The sequence below is a fragment of the Nonomuraea thailandensis genome (assembly GCF_024172165.1).
In the GTDB taxonomy this organism is placed as follows: Bacteria; Actinomycetota; Actinomycetes; order Streptosporangiales; family Streptosporangiaceae; genus Nonomuraea; species Nonomuraea thailandensis.
On record NZ_JAMZEB010000002.1, the window covers coordinates 8,031,488 to 8,047,850 of the forward strand.

Genomic DNA, 16,363 nt, shown 5'->3' on the forward strand with positions numbered 1-16,363 from the left:
TCGCGTTCCTGGGTCAGTCCGACAGTTGTACCGTCGCGATCTCCCAGCCTCCCAGCGGCAGCCGGAGCGTCCCGTCCGTCACGTCGAGCGGCTCCCCCGGACGTCCCCGCAGGTCGGCGCGGCGCGCCCGGGTGAAGCCGCCGCCGATCACGGCCTCGGTGTCCTCGGCGGTGAGCGCCACGACCCGCAGCTCCCGCCACCCGTCGCGCTCGCGCAGCGAGGTCATCACGACCCCGTCGCCGCTCACCGACAGCCCCGCCGCGGGCTCGGGCAGCGGCAGGAACCGCTCGCCGAGCCCCGGCACCACCAGCAGGTCATGCCGGAAGGCCTCCGCCTGCGGCACCACCTCGCCCCACGACCCCTGGTACGGCATCAGCGCCAGGCTCACCGAGCGCACCCCGCGCGACTGGGCCGCGGGAGTGGGCAGTTGCGGGCCGGCCGGCTCCGGGCGCAGGGCGTTGCGGTTGCGGGAGAGGTAACCGACCGAGCGCAGCAGCGTGAGCGCCAGCTCCCCGTCCGCCAGCTCGTACTCCGTCACGTGCTCCAGCAGCGCCGCCACGCCGCCGGCGGCCACCCAGGAGGAGGCGGGGAAGGTGGGCAGCGGGGTCTCGCCGCAGCCGCCCTCCGCGGTGAGCCCGCGGGTGACGACCGCGAACTGCCCCTCGGCGTACGACTGCGTGGCCCGCTCCGGCAGCGGGACGTGCAGGCGCACCCGGTGGTCGGCGCAGCGGTTGTCGAACTCGACCCGCAGCCGCACGAACGGCTCGCCCGCCCGCAGCTCGACCCGGGTGGTGACGGCGATCTCCTCCATCCTGGCGGCGCGCGCCGGGGCGGGCAGCTCGGGAGCGCCCTCGACGCCCTCGCCCGAGGCGGGCCACAGGTACGTACGCCGCACGTCCACCATCGCCACCAGCGGCCCCGAGCAGATGAGCTCGGACTCCACGTCCACCGGCTCCGAGACGGTCACGTCGGCCGCCGGCGGCGCGTGATTGTAGGTGTCGCCCACGTCGCCGCCGTCGACGACGCGGCCCGCGCCGGTGACGGTGGTGCCGTCCTGGCCGGCCAGGGTCAGGGTGCCGTCGGGCGCGATGGTGACCCGCAGCAGCCCGTTGTCCAGCACCTCCTCGTCGCCCCGGACCGGCAGGGGAGCCGAGTCGGAGCTGAGCCAGCAGGACGGGTGGTGCGTGCCGGGAAGGGGCCGCGCGTCGCCGTAGACGTGGTCGCGCGGCGCGGGACGCAGGCTCGTGTGGCCGAGGGGCGGGACCTCCACCAGGGCGGCCACCGTGCGGCGGGGCTCGGCGAGGATGCGGACGCGGGTCACGCCGCCGATGGCGGCGCGCAGGTCGTCCATGTCGGTCACCGTGGCGGTCTCCCTGGCCACGGTGAACGTGAGAGTCGTGTCCTCGACCGTCCAGCCGGTGATGTGCTGCCCGTAGAGCTCGGTGCCGTGCACGAAGCTCAGCGCCGTGGCCGGGTCCATCTCCTCGTCGAGCAGCAGCGTGGCCGCGTACTCCAGCGGCTGCGCCGGCACCGGCTCGCCCGACGGGCCCACCAGCGGGTCGGTGCCGGCCACGTCCACGACCACGACGCCGCGGCGGGCGCCGGGGGTGGGGTTGACGACCAGCACGCCGTCGGACGGCACCGTCTGGGCCAGGCGGGCGGTGACCATGTCGCGGACGGCCTGCCCGAGCTGCTCGGCCTCGGCGATGCGGGCGGCGACCTGCTGGGCGGTGTCGTCGACGCCGCAGCCGGTCACCGAGTCGTGGCCGCTGGCGTCCACCAGCCGCCACCACGCCATGTCGAGGAAGCGGCCGGGCCACTCCTCGCCCCAGAGCGCGGCCAGCGGCTCGGCGTACCGCTCGACCATCCGCTCGGCGCGGCTCATGGCCTGCTTGACGTGCGCGCGGACGGAGATGACGCCGGGCAGGATGTTGGCGCGGGCGTGGGAGCGCAGCTCGCCGTGCACCTGCGGCAGGCCCTCCACCTCACCCGAATAAGCGCCGATATATCCAGACAAGGTGTCCATGCGGGCGCCGATCTCGGTCACCATCTCCGGCAACCCGCGCACCGGCGCGGAGTGGTCGGTGCCGTACATCGCCAGCAGCGACCCCTCGGGCCCGTGCCACTCCCGCATGGTGCGCACGAACCCCGCCGCCCGCTCCTTGAGCCCCTCCCCGTCCTGGAACAGGTACGCCCCGTTCCCGTAGCCGCCCGCCGGCAGGTACTGCGTCCGCAGCGCCGTGCCGTCGGGCGCCACCCAGGCGAAGGCGTCGGTGGTGACGGAGGCCGGCACGCCGCGGTAGACGCAGGCGTGCAGCAGCCCGGCCTTGCGCAGGATCTGCGGCATCTGCGCCGTGTGGCCGAACATGTCGGGCAGGTAGCCGACCGGCATGGCGCCGCCCAGCTTGTCCGACCGGGCCATGCCCAGCTCCAGGTTGCGGACGATGTTCTCGCCGGAGCAGAGGAACTCGTCCAGCAGGATCTGCCACGGCCCCACCGCCAGCCGCCCCGACTCCACCAGCGCCGCCACGCGGTCGCGGTTCTCCGGGCGCACCTCGAGGTAGTCGTCCACGCAGGCGAGCTGCCCGTCGAGGGTGAAGTGGTAGGCCGGCTCGCGCTCCATCGTGTCGAGCACCTCGTCGAGCAGCGCCACCAGGCGCAGCCTGAAGCGCTGGAAGGGCTCGTACCACTCCCTGTCCCAGTGCGTGTGCGGTACGACGACGATCTCCGTGCTCACGCTGACTCCCCTCCCAAGGGCAGACCATGCTGTACGGCATAGCGTGCCGCGATGCGCTGCGCCGTGACGATGTCCTCAAGGCCGCCGCCCGCGTCGGTGAGCGGTGGCTTGCCATCGTTCACGTAAGCATGAAAGGCCGCCAGTTGTATCTCGAACGCCTCGGTCACCTCGCGCCAGTGCGTACGGCTCTCGCCTCCGGACACCACGGTGAGCGTGGTCGGGGCGTTCATCAGGTAGGGCGAGGGGAAGACGAGCTCCAGCGAGCCCTTGTCGTGGTGGATGGCCACGGTCTCGCGGTAGGCGGGGTAGTCCTCCAGGTAGTGCCACCGGATGGAGAAGCGGCCCCGTACCGGCAGGGCGCCGGAGATCTCGATGGAGCCGGGCCCGGGCCCCCACATCTCAACGTGCGAGATCTCCGCAGGAGAGCCGGTGAAGCGCCTCATGAGCGACAGGTCGTGGCAGATGGAGCCGAGCGCCACCCCGTACAGGTTCCGTACCTGCTCCGGAGCCTCCTCCCCCAGCGCCCGCGACACCAGGTCGCGCTCGGCCGCCCGCAACGAGGCCAGCAGCCCGGCGTCCACGTCGCCCGCCTGCGTCAGGTTCGCGAACGCGAGCTGCGACTCCCCGCTCGGATGCAGCACGGTCACCTCGACCGCCCTGATCACCTCGGGCCCGCCCAGCTCGGCCAGCACCTCCTCGGCCCGGCGCACGGCGGGGTCGTACTGCTTCATGTAGGCGACCATCAGCCGCCCCTCGGGCAGCGCCGCCACCTCGGCCCTGGTGAGCGCGAGCGGCTTCTCGCAGAGCACGGCGTACCCGGCGGCCAGCGCCTGCCGCACGGTCTCCCCGTGCGAGCCGGACGCCAGGACGACGACGGCCTCGAAATCGCCGTCGGCCAGCATGTCCGCCACCGCCGTGTACCGCCGCGCGGCCCCCAGCCGCTCGCCCACGGCGTCGGCGAGCGTGCGCGACAGGTCGCAGACGGCGCTCACCTCGAACAGGTCCCGGCGCCGCGACAGCAGCGGCACGTAGACCGCCTGCGTCACGGCCCCGCAACCCACCAGCGCGATTCTCAAAGCCCCAAGTCCTTCAGTTTCCGGCGGTTGGCCGCCTGGTCGGCGATGTTCTGGGCGACCGTGCGCCGCCCGGGCAGGGTGTCCTGCTCGATCACGATCCAGCCCTCGTAGTCGATCTCGTCCAGCGTGCGCACCACGGCCGGCAGGTCCAGCTCCCCCTCGCCGAGCGGGGCGAACCCGCCGCGGCCCATGAGCTCGCGCAGGTCCACGCCGTCGGCCAGCGCCTGGGCGAGGATCGCGGTGTCGCCGTCCTTGATGTGCACGTGCCCGACACGGTCGGCCCACGCGCGCAGCGCCGCGACCGGGTCGCCGCCGGCCAGCAGCAGGTGCCCGGTGTCCAGGCAGAGCTGCACGTCGGTCAGCTCCAGCAGCCGCTCGACGTCCTCGGGCGTCTCGACGTGGGTGCCGAGGTGGTGGTGGAAGACCGGCTCGAAGCCGCGTGCGCGGCACCGCTCGGTCGTGTCCTGGATCCGGGCGGCGAACGCGGGCCACTCGGCGGCCGGCAGCCCTGGAGCGGTCCCGCCGGGCCGGGCGAACCGTTCCGGCGTGCCGGGGCAGGCGATCGTGGGCCGCGGCGGGAGGTCACCTGGCGGCGCGGCGGCGAACACGTCCAGCGCCTCCGTCAGCGCGGGCAGCGCCTTGTCGTACCCGTCCGCGTCGTGGAAGGGCAGGTCCACCCAGCCGCCGCAGAGCAGCAGCCCGGCCCCGCCGAGCCGCTCGGCCAGCTCGGGGCCGGTGCCCAGGTAGCCGATCGGCCCGGAGTCGATGCCCTCGTAACCGGCCTCGGCCAGCGCGCGGACCATCTCGTCGGGGGTCAGCGGCGGCGGGCCGTCGCTCAGCTCGAACACGCCGAAGCTCACGGGGGCGTTGGCGACTTTCCTCACGCGCATAGGGCGATCACCTCGTTCTCGTAGGTCTCCAGCCGGTGGGGCCCGCCGGCGGCCGGCAGCAGCACCCGCTCGCCGCGGACCACCTGCCGGGCGCCGCCGGGGCGTACCAGGACCAGACCGTCGGCGTCCAGCACGAGCAGCTCGTCGCCCAGCCTGAGCAGCAGCGGCCCGTCAGGGCCGGTGGACACGGCGGTGCGCCCGGCGCGCACGCCGTCGAGGACGGCGGCGGGGTCCTCGGCCAGCACCCAGGTCGTGGGCGCGCCGGGCAGCCCGTCGGAGCCCGGCCGGTGGAAGTCGCTGCCGCCGATGGCGATCACGTCGTCGCGCCAGGCGTCGGCCCAGGCCAGCGGCGCGCCCCAGCGGCGGTCCCACCAGCCGGAGCTCCACACCTCGGCCACGCGCGGCCGGCGGTCGATGGGCAGCAGCCAGGCGCAGTCGCCGCCGAGCGGGTGGTTGATCGAGATGAGCCCGCCCGCGCTCTCGGCGTGCTCGACCCAGGAGTCGGCGGGCTCGCGGAAGTCCACCCAGCCGACGTCGCCGAACACGTTCGCGTGCCCCCGGTCGGTGGTGACCTCCTGGCCGGGGACGAGCGTGACGCCGCGGTCGATCTTGCTCAGCCAGGGGTGGTGGCTGACCGTGTTGTGGTCGGTGACGGCCAGGAAGTCGAGCCCGCGCCCGTGGGCGAGCTCGGCCAGCTCGGCGATGGTCAGGCTGCCGTCGCTGTGGACGGTGTGGGCGTGGAAGTCGCCGGCGTACCAGCGCAGGCCGTCCACGTCCGGGATGTCACGGCGCGGCGGCCGTGCGCCGTGCGGCGGCTCCTCGGCCACCGGCTCGGGCGGGGCGACCGGCTCGCAGGAGATGTCCAGCGTGTAGTCGAGGCCCTGCGGCGGGACGCGGTGCAGCCGCAGCCACACGTTCCAGGTGCCGGGCTCGGGCTCGCCCGGCAGGTAGCCCGGGGTGGCCCAGTCGCGGGTGATCGTGTACTCGTCGCGCGCGCCGCCCGACCAGCCGCGGAAGCCGCCGGGGGCCCCGCAGCCGAGGTCGATCACCCCCTGCGACCTGTCGTAGGAGAGCTTCACGTGCACCGCGGCCGTCCCCGGAGGCACCTCGAACGGCGCCTCCCGCAGGATCCGCTCCAGCCGGTCGTCCAGCGACCAGTGCCCTCTCACACGAGCTCTCCGTTCCGGTAGACCAGCGCCCGGTCGCGCCGGGGCACCGCGTAGCCGTCGTCGCCCACCGCGGGCTCGCTGCCCTCGGGCACCACGACCTGCACGCTCACGTCGTTGACGTCGAGGGTCGCCAGGTGGGAGGCGCCCAGGTTCTCCACGATGGCCACCTGCCCGCCGAACGCGCCCTCAGCAGGCCCGGCCGAGTAGGTCAGGTATTCGGGCCGTACGCCGTACACGATCTTCTCCCCGTCGGACAGCGGCCCCCCGGCGGAGGCGGGGACCGCGATCTTGCACCCTGCCACCTCCAGCGTGTCACCTCGTACGGTGCCGTCCAGCAGGTTCATGGGCGTGGAGCCGATGAACCCGGCCACGAAGGTGTTGGCGGGCCGCTGGAAGACCTCGGCCGGCGTGCCGATCTGCCGGATGTGCCCGGCCTCCATGACCGCCATCCGGTCGGCCATCGCCAGCGCCTCGGCCTGGTCGTGGGTGACGAAGACGGTGGTGACCCCGAGCTCGCGCTGGAGCTTCTTGAGGAACGTGCGGGCCTCCAGCCGCAGCCGGGCGTCCAGGTTGGACAGCGGCTCGTCGAACAGGTACGCCTGCGCCTGCGTGGCCATCACCCTGGCCAGCGCGACCCGCTGCTGCTGCCCGCCGGAGAGCTGCCCGGGCCGCCGGTCCATGAGGTGGTCGAGCCCGAGCCGGGCGCCCACCTCGGCGGCCTTGTCGCGGCGCGCGCCCTTGGCGACCTTCTTGATGCGCAGCGGGTAGGCGATGTTGTCCGTGACGTCCATGTGCGGGAACAGCGCGTAGTCCTGGAACACCATGGCCACGTCCCGGCCGCCCGGCTGCACGCCCGTCACGTCGCGCCCGCCGATGACCACGGCGCCGCCGCTGGCGGTCTCCAGCCCGGCGATCGTGCGCAGCAGCGTGGTCTTGCCGCAGCCGGAGGGCCCGAGCAGGGCGAAGAACTCACCGTCGGGGATGGCCAGGTCGAGCGCGTCGAGCGCTTTCACCCCGCCGGGGTAGACCTTGGTCAGCCCGCGTAGTTCGATGGCGGCCATTAACGCTTGATCCCTCCGTGGAAGCGGAAGCCGTACTTCTTGCTGACGAACAGGTACATGAGCACCACCGGGATGGAGTAAAGCAACCCGAACGTGGACAACATGCTGAGGTTGGCCTGCCCGCCCTCGGTGTACAGCGTGTACGTGATCACCGCCGCCGGTTGTTTCTCCACGTCGCTCAGCAGCAGGTACGGCATCAGGAAGTTCCCCCACACGTTGGCCACGGCCCACACCGCGATGGTCGCCAGCCCCGGCCGCACCAGGGGGACCACCACGTGCCGCACGATCTGCAGCGGCGTGGCGCCGAAGACGCGCGCCGACTCCTCGTACGACTTGGGCGTGGCGTCCATGAAGTCCTTCAGCATGAAGATCGCCGCGGGCAGCAGGCCGCCGCTCAGGATGAGGATCAGCCCGAGCTGCGAGTCGATGAGGTTCAGCTCCACCGCGAGCTGGAACAGCGGCACCATGGCCGCCGTGCCGGTGATGATCGACGACAGCAGCAGCAGCGTGTACAGCAGGGCGTCGCGGCCGGGCAGCCGCACCCGGCTGAGCGCGTAGGCGGCCAGCGCGGAGAGCAGGACGACCAGCACGGCGGTGCCCACCGACAGCACGACCGAGTTCCACAACGACGGCAGCGCGTACGGGTGCTCCACGACCGCCCGGAAGTTGTCCCAGGTGAAGTCGGGCACCGACACCTCGTACGTGGGGTCGGAGGTGAAGGGCGCGGTCACCAGCCACAGCAGCGGGATCGTGAAGAACGCCAGCAGCACGGCGATCAGCGTGTAGAACCCGATCCGGCCCAGGACGAATCGCGTCATTTCTTGCTCCGCAACAGCCGCAGGTAGAACACCGCCACGACCAGGTTGATCAGCAGGATGATCGTCGAGACGGCGGCGCCGTAGCCCAGCTCGCCGCCCTGGAGTGCCACCTTGTACACGTGCACGGCCAGGATCTCCGACTTGCCGTCGGGGCCGCCGGCGGTGAGCAGGAACGGGGTGAAGTCGTTGAACGTCCACAGGCTGATCAGCAGCAGGTTCGTCAGGATGTGCCCTCTGATGTGCGGGAACACGACGTCCCTGAGCTGCTGCCAGCCGGAGGCGCCGGCCAGGCGGGCGCTCTCCAGGTGCGAGGGCGGCACGTTGGCGAGCGCGGCGCCGTACAACATCATCGAGAACGCGGTGCCGCGCCAGGTGTTGAACACGATGATCGACAACATCGGATGGTCCAGCAGCCAGGCGGTGCCGGGGATGCCGAGCAGCGCGTTGAGCGTGCCGCCGTCGCGGTCGAGCAGCGCCACCCACAGGAACGACACGATGGCGCTGGGCAGGATCCAGGCCAGGATGACCAGGCCCTCGACCATCCGCTTGAGCGGGCCGCGCCGGTCACGCAGCAGCCACGCGATGGTGAAGCCCAGCCCCACCTGCCCGATGACGGCCGAGCCCAGCACGAACTGCGCGGTCAGCCAGGTGGAGCTCCAGAACGTCGGGTTCGCGACCGCGTCGAGGAGGTTGTCGAGGCCGACGAACTGCGGCTCGGCGGCGGCGATGCCCGTCAGGCGGTAGTTCGTCAGGCCAAGGTAGAGCACCCAGAGCGCGGGGAAGACGAGGAAGGCGGCGATCAGCAGCAGGGCGGGGGCCATGAAGACCCCTGCCCGCGCCTTGCCCAGGCCCGCCGCGTCCGAGCTGTAGCGGGAGGGCTCCCTCGTGCCGGGGGCCGCCTCAGGAGCCTCAGGAGGCGATATTGCCTGCGCCACCGACGATTCCCTCAAGCTTCTTCTGGTAGTCGGCCGCGGCCTGGTCCGGAGCCGTGCCGCCGGCGACCGCGGCGGTGGCCTCCTGCAACGCCACCGACACCTGCGGGTAGAGCGCGACCGGCGGGCGGTAGGCCGTCACCGGCAGCACCTTCTCCGAGATGAAGGTCAGCAGCGGCTCGCCCGCCAGGATCTCCTTGTTGACGTCCGTGCGCGGGGTGATGCGGACGTTGCCGTCCTTGGTCTCCTCCTTCAGCGCCTCCGGGGAGAGCGTGAAGGCCAGCAGCTCGAACGCCTCCTTCGGGTGCTTGCTGTTGGGGTTCACCGTGCGCAGGGCGCCGCCGGACATGCTGACGAAGTCCTGGCCTTTGATGCCCTTGCCGGGCTCGATGGCGGGGATCATGGCGTACCCGACGGTCTGGTCGCGGTCGGCCATCTTGGCCACGCCCGTCTTGGGGTTGACCACGCCACGCCAGAAGTAGTCGCCCTCCATCAGGATGCCGATCTTGCCCTCGGCGAACTGCTGGAACGACTTGTCGCGGCCCTTGGCCTCCTGCTGGAGCTTGGGATCGCCGAGGCCGCCGCCGTAGATCTTCTGGTAGAGGCCGAGCGCGTCCTTCAGCGGCTGGGAGGCACCGGTCCACTTGCCGTCCTTCTGCACCTCGCCGCCCGCGCCCGCGAGCAGCGGCAGCACGCCCTGCATGGAGGTGGCCTCACCCATCGCGGTGCCGGCGTTGATCTGGATGGGCACGGGCACGCCGGAGGACTTGAGCTTGGCGCCGGTGTCGAGGATCTCCTGCCAGCTCTTGGGCTGCCAGTCGGCCGGCAGCCCGGCCTTGGCGAACAGGTTCTTGTTGAAGTAGAGCACGCGGCCGTCGGTGCCGACGGGCAGGGCGTACTTCTTGCCGTTGAACTCGGCCATGGCCTGCACGGCCTCGGGGATCTGGGCCCAGCCGTCCCAGCTGTCGGCCTCGGCCCCGACCAGCTCCGACAGCGGCTTGATGTAGCCGGCCTCGGCGAACTCGCCGGCCCAGATGCCGTCGATGTCGATCACGTCCGCGCCCTTGCCTGACTTGAGGTCGAGGGAGAGCTTGGTCTTGTACTGCTCGTCGTCGACGCCGCTGGGAACGAACTTGACCGTGACGTCCTTGCCCTTCGCCTTCTGCGCCGCCTCGAACTTGGGGATCACCCAGTCGGCGATGTACTGCGCCGCGGCCGCGTTCTTGCCGCCGGCGATGGCGTTCTGGGCGATCGTCAGCTCGATGGTCTCACCGCCCCCGCCGGAGGACTGGCCGCAGGCGGCGAGCCCCAGACCGGCGGCGGTGATGACCGCGACGACACCTATCGACCGTTTCCGCAATGCCATGCAAACCCTCCGACGTGTCCTTAAGGGAGGAGGCCATGGGCCAATATGTCATGACATTCATATGACGTAAAGACCTGGCCGTTATTCGAGGACGTGCCCACATGCTGCGCCTTTGCCCGCGCGGGGCGATCTTCACTACCCGGGATGCCGGGTAGTGAACGACCAGGTTTCGGACGGGGCCGCTATTCGCAACATAGCGGACATCCGAATGTCATGACAATATGCCATAGTGACGAGGTGAGCTCCGTCCCTGGAGGTGCTGTTGTACGACCTGATCACGATCGGCCGCTCCGGCGTCGACGTCTACCCGCTGCAGACCGGTGTCGGCCTGGCCGACGTCGAGACCTTCGGCAAGTTCCTCGGCGGCAGCCCCACCAACGTCGCCGTGGCCGCGGCGCGCCACGGGCTGCGCTCCGCCGTGATCACCGGCGTGGGAGCCGACCCGTTCGGTGACTACGTGCGGCGGGCGATCCGCGGCTTCGGCGTGGACGACGCCTTCGTGCGCACCGTCGAGGGCCGGCCGACGCCTGTGACGTTCTGCGAGATCTTCCCTCCCGACCACTTCCCGATCTACTTCTACCGCGGCGAGCGCCCGCCCGACCTGCAGCTCACGCCGTCCATGCTCGACCTCCCCGCGATCGCCGGCGCGGGGCTGTTCTGGTTCTCGCTGACCGGGCTGAGCCAGGAGCCGAGCGCGGCCGCCCACGCCGCCGCGCTCACGGCGCGCACGTCCGGGCCGACCGTGTTCGACCTCGACTACCGGGCCGTGTTGTGGGAGTCGCGCGAGGCCGCCCACGAGGCGGCGCGCCGCAGCCTGCCACTGGCCGACGTGGCCGTGGGCAACCTGGAGGAGGTGGAGGTCGCGGTCGGCGTACGCGATCCGGAGGCCGCCGCCCAGGCCCTGCTCGACGCCGGCGTACGGCTGGCGATCGTGAAAATGGGCCCGGAAGGGGTTTTCGCGCGTACCTCAGGGGAGAGCGCTCTGGTGGAGCCCATGGAGGTGAAGGTGGTCAACGGGATCGGCGCGGGAGACGCGTTCGGCGGCGCCCTGTGCCTCGGCCTGCTGCGCGGCTGGCCGCTGGAGCGCACGCTGCGCTTCGCCAACGCGGCGGGCGCCTTCGTGGCCGCCCGCCTGGCCTGCGCCGACGCGATGCCGTCCACCTCCGAGGTGGAGGAGCTGCTGAACGGGGCGCGCTCTTGAGCGACACCACGCTGTCCAGCTCGGCGGACTACGAGCGGCTCACCCGCATCCGCGCCACCCAGCCCGAGGAGATCGCCGCGTCCGCGGCCCGCCGGCAGCGTCGTGGCCTGCCTGCCGAGGGCGAGCGGCTGCTGATCATCGCCGCCGACCACGCGGCCCGCGGCGCCCTCGGCGTACGCGGCCGCCCCCTGGCCATGGCCAGCCGCGTCGACCTGCTCGACCGCCTGCGGCTGGCGCTGTCCAGGCCCGGCGTCGGCGGCATCCTGGCCTCCCCCGACGTCCTGGAGGACCTGCTGCTGCTCGGCGCCCTGGAGGGCAAGCTCGCCTTCGGCTCGATGAACCGCGGCGGCCTGCAGGGCTCGGTCTTCGAGGTGGACGACCGCTTCACCGGCTTCGACGCCGCCTCCATCGACGCCATGCGGCTCGACGGCGGCAAGATGCTCTGCCGCATCGACCCGTCCGACCACGCCACCGTGACCACGCTGGAGTCCTGCGCCCGCGCGGTCACCGAGCTGGCGCGCAGGCGGCTGCTGGCCATGGTGGAGCCGTTCTGGTCGCTGCGCTCGGAGTCGGGCGCCCTGCGCAACGACCTGTCGCCCGACGCCGTGATCCGCGCGATCAGCGTCGCCCAGGCGCTCGGCGTCACCTCGGCCTACACCTGGCTGAAGATCCCGGCGGTGGCGGAGATGGAGCGGGTGATGGCCGCCACCACGCTGCCCGCCCTGCTCCTCGGGGGCGACCCGCCCGACATCGACGCCGCCTACGCCGACTGGCACCGCGCCCTGAGCCTGCCCGGCGTGCGCGGCCTCGTCGTCGGCCGCGCCCTGCTCTACCCTCCGGACGACGACGTGGCAACCGCGGTGGACGGCGCCGCCGCACTGGTACGAGAGGCCCGCGCATGACTCACCTGCCGTACGGCAAGACCGCCAGCGGCCCCTGGTCGGTCGAGATCACCCCTTCCGTGGCCGGCTGGACGTACTCGGGTCTGCGCATCGCGGACCTGACGAACGCCCCGCTGACCTTCGACACGGGCGAGGAGGAGATGCTCGTCCTCCCCCTCGCAGGCTCCTGCACGGTCACGATCCCCGGCGAGACGTTCGTGCTGGCAGGCCGGCCCTCGGTCTTCGACGGCCCCTCCGATTTCGCCTATATCCCGATTTCTACGCATGTGACCATCGAGGGGGCGGGCCGCATCGCGTTCCCCTCGGCCCGCGCCACCCGCGCGATGCCCCCGCGCTACGTGGCCGCCGCGGAGGTGTCCGTCGAGATCAGAGGCGCCGGCCAGGCCACCCGCCAGGTGAACAACTTCTGCTCCCCCGACGCCTACGAGGCTTGCGACAAGCTCATGGCCGTCGAGGTGCTCACCCCCTCGGGCAACTGGTCGTCCTATCCGCCCCACAAGCACGACACCCCGGGCGAGAACGAGGCGGTCCTGGAGGAGATCTACTACTTCGAGGTCGCCGACCAGGGCATCGGCTACCAGCGCGTCTACTCCTCCGAGCGCGGCCACATCGACACCCTGGCCGAGGTCTCCTCGGGCGACGTGGTGCTCGTCCCCTACGGCTACCACGGCCCCTCCATGGCCGCCCCCGGCTACGACCTGTACTACCTGAACGTGCTGGCGGGCCCGGCGGAGCAACGTTCGATGGCGTTCTGCGACGACCCCCGCCACGCCTGGATCCGCTCCTCCTGGGACGCCCAGTTCATCGACAACAGACTGCCGTTCGGGAGGACTTCGTGATCCGGTTGACCGTCGCGCAGGCGGTCGTGCACTTCCTGGCACGCCAGTGGAGCGAGCGCGACGGAGTGGAGCGCCGCTTCTTCGGCGGTTGCGTCGGCATCTTCGGCCACGGCAACGTGGCCGGGCTCGGCCAGGCGCTGGCCACCTCCGCCGAGGACCTGCCCTACCGCCTCAGCCGCAACGAGCAGGCCATGGTGCACACCGCCGCCGCCTACGCCCGCGCCAGCAACCGGCTGGCCACGCTCGCCTGCACCACCTCGATCGGCCCCGGCGCCACGAACATGATCACCGGCGCGGCCGGCGCGACCATCAACCGCCTGCCCGTCCTGCTGCTGCCCGGCGACATCTTCTCCACCCGCGCCGCGAGCCCGGTGCTCCAGGAGCTGGAGGACCAGCGCTCCTACGACATCTCGGTCAACGACTGCTTCAAGCCGGTCTCCCGCTACTGGGACCGGATCAACCGCCCCGAGCAGCTCCCGAGCGCGCTGCTGGCCGCCATGCGGGTGCTCACCGACCCGGCCGAGACCGGCGCGGTGACGCTGGCGCTGCCGCAGGACGTGCAGGCGGAGGCGTTCGACTGGCCCGACGAGCTGTTCGCCCCCCGCGTCTGGCACATCCCCAGGCCGCGCCCCGAACGCGCGGCGCTGGCCCGCGCCGCCGACCTGATCAGGTCGGCCGCCCGCCCGATCGTCGTGGCCGGCGGCGGCGCGATCTACAGCGAGGCCACCGCGCAGCTCCAGGCGTTCGCCGAGACGTTCGGCATCCCGGTGGCCGAGACGCAGGCAGGCAAGGGCGCGCTCCCCTACGGTCACCCGCTCGCGCTCGGCGCGATCGGCGCCACGGGCACCACGGCCGCCAACGCGCTGGCCCGCGAGGCCGACCTGGTCATCGGCGTCGGCACCCGCTACAGCGACTTCACCACCGCCTCCCGCACGATCTTCGCCCCCGACGCCGCGTTCCTGAACCTCAACATCACCGGCTTCGACGCCGCCAAGCTCTCCGGCCTGCAACTGGTCGCCGACGCCCGCGAGGGGCTGAGCGACCTGGCCGAGGCGTGCGCGGGCTGGAGCACACCCGCCGCCTATCGTGAGCGCGCCGCCGAGCTGACCCGGGCCTGGGACACGGCGGTCGACGCGGCGTACGCGCTGGAGGGCTCGCCGCTGCCGCAGGCCGCCGTCATCGGGGCGGTCAACGCGGCGGCGGGCGACGACGGCGTGGTGGTCTGCGCGGCCGGATCGATGCCCGGCGACCTGCACAAGCTCTGGCGGCCCAGCGGCCCCGGCAGCTACCACGTCGAGTACGGCTACTCCTGCATGGGCTACGAGATCGCCGGCGGCCTGGGGGTCAAGCTGGCGGCGCCGGAGCGCGAGGTGTTCGTGCTGGTGGGCGACGGCTCGTACCTGATGATGGCCCAGGAGCTGGTCACGGCCGTCTCCGAGGGCGTCAAGCTGGTCGTGGTGCTGGTGGACAACTCCGGGTTCGCCTCGATCGGGCGGCTGTCGGAGAGCGTCGGCGCCGAGCGGCTCGGCACCGCCTACCAGCGCCGCGACGGCGGGCCGCTGCCGGTGGACCTGGCCGCCAACGCCGCCAGCCTCGGCGCCACCGTGCTGCGCCCCGAGACGGTCGCCGACCTGCGCAAGGCGCTCGACACGGCCCGCTCGTCCGCCGAGACCACGGTGATCTACGTGCGCACCGACAGGCTGGCCGACGAGGCGCCCTCCTCCGAGGCGTGGTGGGACGTGCCCGTGGCGCAGGTGGCGACGACGAGCGCCACGTACGCGGCGAGGGAGACGTACGAGGCGAACAAACGCTCCCAGCGCCACCACCTGACCCCGCCCGGCTGAGCAGGGTTGCCCGCGATCACCCCGGGGAACGCCTCTGACCAGGCATGATCGGGGGGATCGGGATGAGGCCGTGGCGGCTGCTGGGGTGGTTCGCGGTCATCGCGGTGGCCTGCTTCTGCCTCTACCACGTGCGCACGGTGGCCATCTCGATCATCATCGGCGTCTTCCTGACCGCGCTGCTGCTGCCCCCGGCCCGCTGGCTCAGGTCACGCGGGCTGGGCAGGGCGGCGGCCACCACGATCGTCTTCGCCGGCGGGCTGCTGGTGGCCGGCGCGGTGATGGCGCTGGTGGTCCCGCCCACCGTGGCCAGCGTGTCGGAGCTGCGGGCCAGCGTCGGCAAGGTGCTCGACGACCTGCACGACCTGACGGCCAGGTTCGGGCTCGACGACCGGGAGCTCCTCACCCAGGCCCGGGACTACCTGTCGGGCCAGAGCCGCCAGATCACCACCGGGGCGCTGGCCGGGGTCAGGACGGTCGGCGAGATCGTGGTCGGGGCGGTCCTGGCGATCATCCTGTCGGTGTACTTCGTGCACGGCGGCGACCGGCTCTTCCGGTGGCTGGTGGAGCTCCTGCCGGCCACCGCCAGGGCGCGCGTGACCGAGACCGGCGGCCTGATCTTCTCGGTGATCGGCCGCTACATCCACGGGGTCGCGATCGTGGGGCTGGTGGACGCGTTCTTCATCGGGATGGCGCTGTGGATCCTCGGCGTGCCGGTGGCGCTGCCGCTGGCGGTGCTGACGTTCGTGGGGGCGTTCCTGCCGGTGGTGGGGGCGTTCTTCGCGGGGCTGCTGGCGGCCGTGGTGGCGCTCGTGGCCAAGGGGTGGCTGGTGGCGCTGATCGTGGTGGCGGTGACCCTGGCGGTGCAGCAGATCGAGGGGCACGTGCTGGCGCCGCAGATCTACGGCAAGGCCCTCGACCTGCCGGGCGCCGTCATCCTGGTGGCGATCACGGTGGGCAGCGTGATCGCCGGGATCGCGGGCGCCTTCCTGGCCGCCCCGGTGACCTCGGTCATCGTCGCGCTGCTGCGCCACCCCCACTCCTCTACAGGCGTAGTTCGAGCTCCAGCTCGTGCCTGATCGGGATCCCGTCGGACTCGGCCGGGATGTCGGGTTTGACGGCACGCACCCGGTCCATGGCGTTCCTGTGCAGGGCGACCAGATCGAAGCCGTAGCGCTGGTAGAAGCGCAGGGCATGCGTGTTGTCGTTCGTGGTGACCAGCCAGAGCCGGGTCATGCCCCGCCCGGCCGCGACCGCGCGCACCGCGTCCAGCAGCGCCCTGCCGGCCCCCCGGCCGGGCAGCACGGCGTTCAGCGAGGCGACCTCCACCTCGCCGCCTTCCTCCACGTACGTGAGGATGCCCGCCACCTCCCCCTCCGCCTCGGCGATGAAGCCGGGCAGTTCCACCACGTCCACCTCCTTGCCGCCGCCCAGGACCATCAGCGTGGTGCCGCCCCAGCTCTCGGTGATGACCCGGGTGACCACCGGCAGGTCGCCGGGACCGATGTCACGCACGGAAATGTCCATGACC

The 16,363-nt window shown here is 72.2% G+C and carries 14 protein-coding genes; 5 read left to right on the forward strand and 9 right to left on the reverse strand.

Features of this window, described 5'->3' with window-relative positions; genetic code table 11:
- Positions 1 to 13: 13 nt before the first annotated feature.
- The 8 genes from HD597_RS66180 to HD597_RS40610 are packed head-to-tail and all read right to left on the reverse strand — an operon-like array spanning position 14 to position 10,049.
- Complete coding sequence (locus HD597_RS66180; protein ID WP_253749711.1) at positions 14 to 2,737, reverse strand: glycoside hydrolase family 38 N-terminal domain-containing protein; 2,724 nt, start codon at positions 2,735 to 2,737, stop codon at positions 14 to 16.
- The gene (locus HD597_RS40580) at positions 2,734 to 3,813 is read right to left on the reverse strand and encodes a Gfo/Idh/MocA family protein (RefSeq protein ID WP_253749713.1); all 1,080 of its coding nucleotides are present in this window, start codon (positions 3,811 to 3,813) and stop codon (positions 2,734 to 2,736) included. Before HD597_RS40580 ends, HD597_RS66180 begins: the two co-directional genes overlap by 4 nt.
- Positions 3,810 to 4,703 (reverse strand): TIM barrel protein, encoded by an 894-nt coding sequence (locus tag HD597_RS40585; protein ID WP_253749715.1) that lies wholly within the window; start codon positions 4,701 to 4,703, stop codon positions 3,810 to 3,812. The genes HD597_RS40580 and HD597_RS40585 overlap by 4 nt, the downstream gene beginning before the upstream one ends.
- A complete protein-coding gene (locus HD597_RS40590) occupies positions 4,694 to 5,872 on the reverse strand; it encodes a CehA/McbA family metallohydrolase (RefSeq protein ID WP_253749718.1) in 1,179 nt (392 codons plus the stop codon). Before HD597_RS40590 ends, HD597_RS40585 begins: the two co-directional genes overlap by 10 nt.
- Positions 5,869 to 6,933 (reverse strand): ABC transporter ATP-binding protein, encoded by a 1,065-nt coding sequence (locus tag HD597_RS40595; RefSeq protein ID WP_253749721.1) that lies wholly within the window; start codon positions 6,931 to 6,933, stop codon positions 5,869 to 5,871. Before HD597_RS40595 ends, HD597_RS40590 begins: the two co-directional genes overlap by 4 nt.
- Positions 6,933 to 7,751 carry a carbohydrate ABC transporter permease gene (locus HD597_RS40600; RefSeq protein WP_253749724.1) on the reverse strand — a complete coding sequence of 273 codons (819 nt, stop codon included), beginning with the start codon at positions 7,749 to 7,751 and terminating at the stop codon, positions 6,933 to 6,935. The genes HD597_RS40595 and HD597_RS40600 overlap by 1 nt, the downstream gene beginning before the upstream one ends.
- Positions 7,748 to 8,686 (reverse strand): carbohydrate ABC transporter permease, encoded by a 939-nt coding sequence (locus HD597_RS40605; RefSeq protein ID WP_253749727.1) that lies wholly within the window; start codon positions 8,684 to 8,686, stop codon positions 7,748 to 7,750. The genes HD597_RS40600 and HD597_RS40605 overlap by 4 nt, the downstream gene beginning before the upstream one ends.
- Entirely contained in the window at positions 8,661 to 10,049 is a 1,389-nt protein-coding gene (locus tag HD597_RS40610; protein WP_253749729.1) for an extracellular solute-binding protein, read from the reverse strand. Before HD597_RS40610 ends, HD597_RS40605 begins: the two co-directional genes overlap by 26 nt.
- 262 nt (positions 10,050 to 10,311) lie before the next feature.
- Here HD597_RS40610 and iolC point away from each other — a divergent pair, with 262 nt between their 5' ends.
- The 5 genes from iolC (at position 10,312) to HD597_RS40635 (ending at position 15,911) form a co-directional block, all read left to right on the forward strand.
- Positions 10,312 to 11,250 (forward strand): 5-dehydro-2-deoxygluconokinase, encoded by a 939-nt coding sequence (gene iolC / locus HD597_RS40615; protein WP_253749731.1) that lies wholly within the window; start codon positions 10,312 to 10,314, stop codon positions 11,248 to 11,250.
- Complete coding sequence (locus tag HD597_RS40620; protein ID WP_253749733.1) at positions 11,247 to 12,152, forward strand: Cgl0159 family (beta/alpha)8-fold protein; 906 nt, start codon at positions 11,247 to 11,249, stop codon at positions 12,150 to 12,152. The genes iolC and HD597_RS40620 overlap by 4 nt, the downstream gene beginning before the upstream one ends.
- Positions 12,149 to 12,991 carry a 5-deoxy-glucuronate isomerase gene (iolB, locus tag HD597_RS40625; protein WP_253749736.1) on the forward strand — a complete coding sequence of 281 codons (843 nt, stop codon included), beginning with the start codon at positions 12,149 to 12,151 and terminating at the stop codon, positions 12,989 to 12,991. Before HD597_RS40620 ends, iolB begins: the two co-directional genes overlap by 4 nt.
- The gene (gene iolD, locus HD597_RS40630) at positions 12,991 to 14,835 is read left to right on the forward strand and encodes a 3D-(3,5/4)-trihydroxycyclohexane-1,2-dione acylhydrolase (decyclizing) (RefSeq protein WP_253759682.1); all 1,845 of its coding nucleotides are present in this window, start codon (positions 12,991 to 12,993) and stop codon (positions 14,833 to 14,835) included. The genes iolB and iolD overlap by 1 nt, the downstream gene beginning before the upstream one ends.
- 62 nt (positions 14,836 to 14,897) lie before the next feature.
- Positions 14,898 to 15,911, forward strand: coding sequence for an AI-2E family transporter (locus HD597_RS40635; RefSeq protein WP_253749739.1), 1,014 nt, complete (start codon positions 14,898 to 14,900; stop codon positions 15,909 to 15,911).
- On the opposite strand, the gene HD597_RS40640 is transcribed toward HD597_RS40635, so the two are convergent.
- Positions 15,877 to 16,359 carry a GNAT family N-acetyltransferase gene (locus HD597_RS40640; RefSeq protein ID WP_253749742.1) on the reverse strand — a complete coding sequence of 161 codons (483 nt, stop codon included), beginning with the start codon at positions 16,357 to 16,359 and terminating at the stop codon, positions 15,877 to 15,879. The genes HD597_RS40635 and HD597_RS40640 overlap by 35 nt on opposite strands.
- Positions 16,360 to 16,363 lie beyond the last annotated feature (4 nt).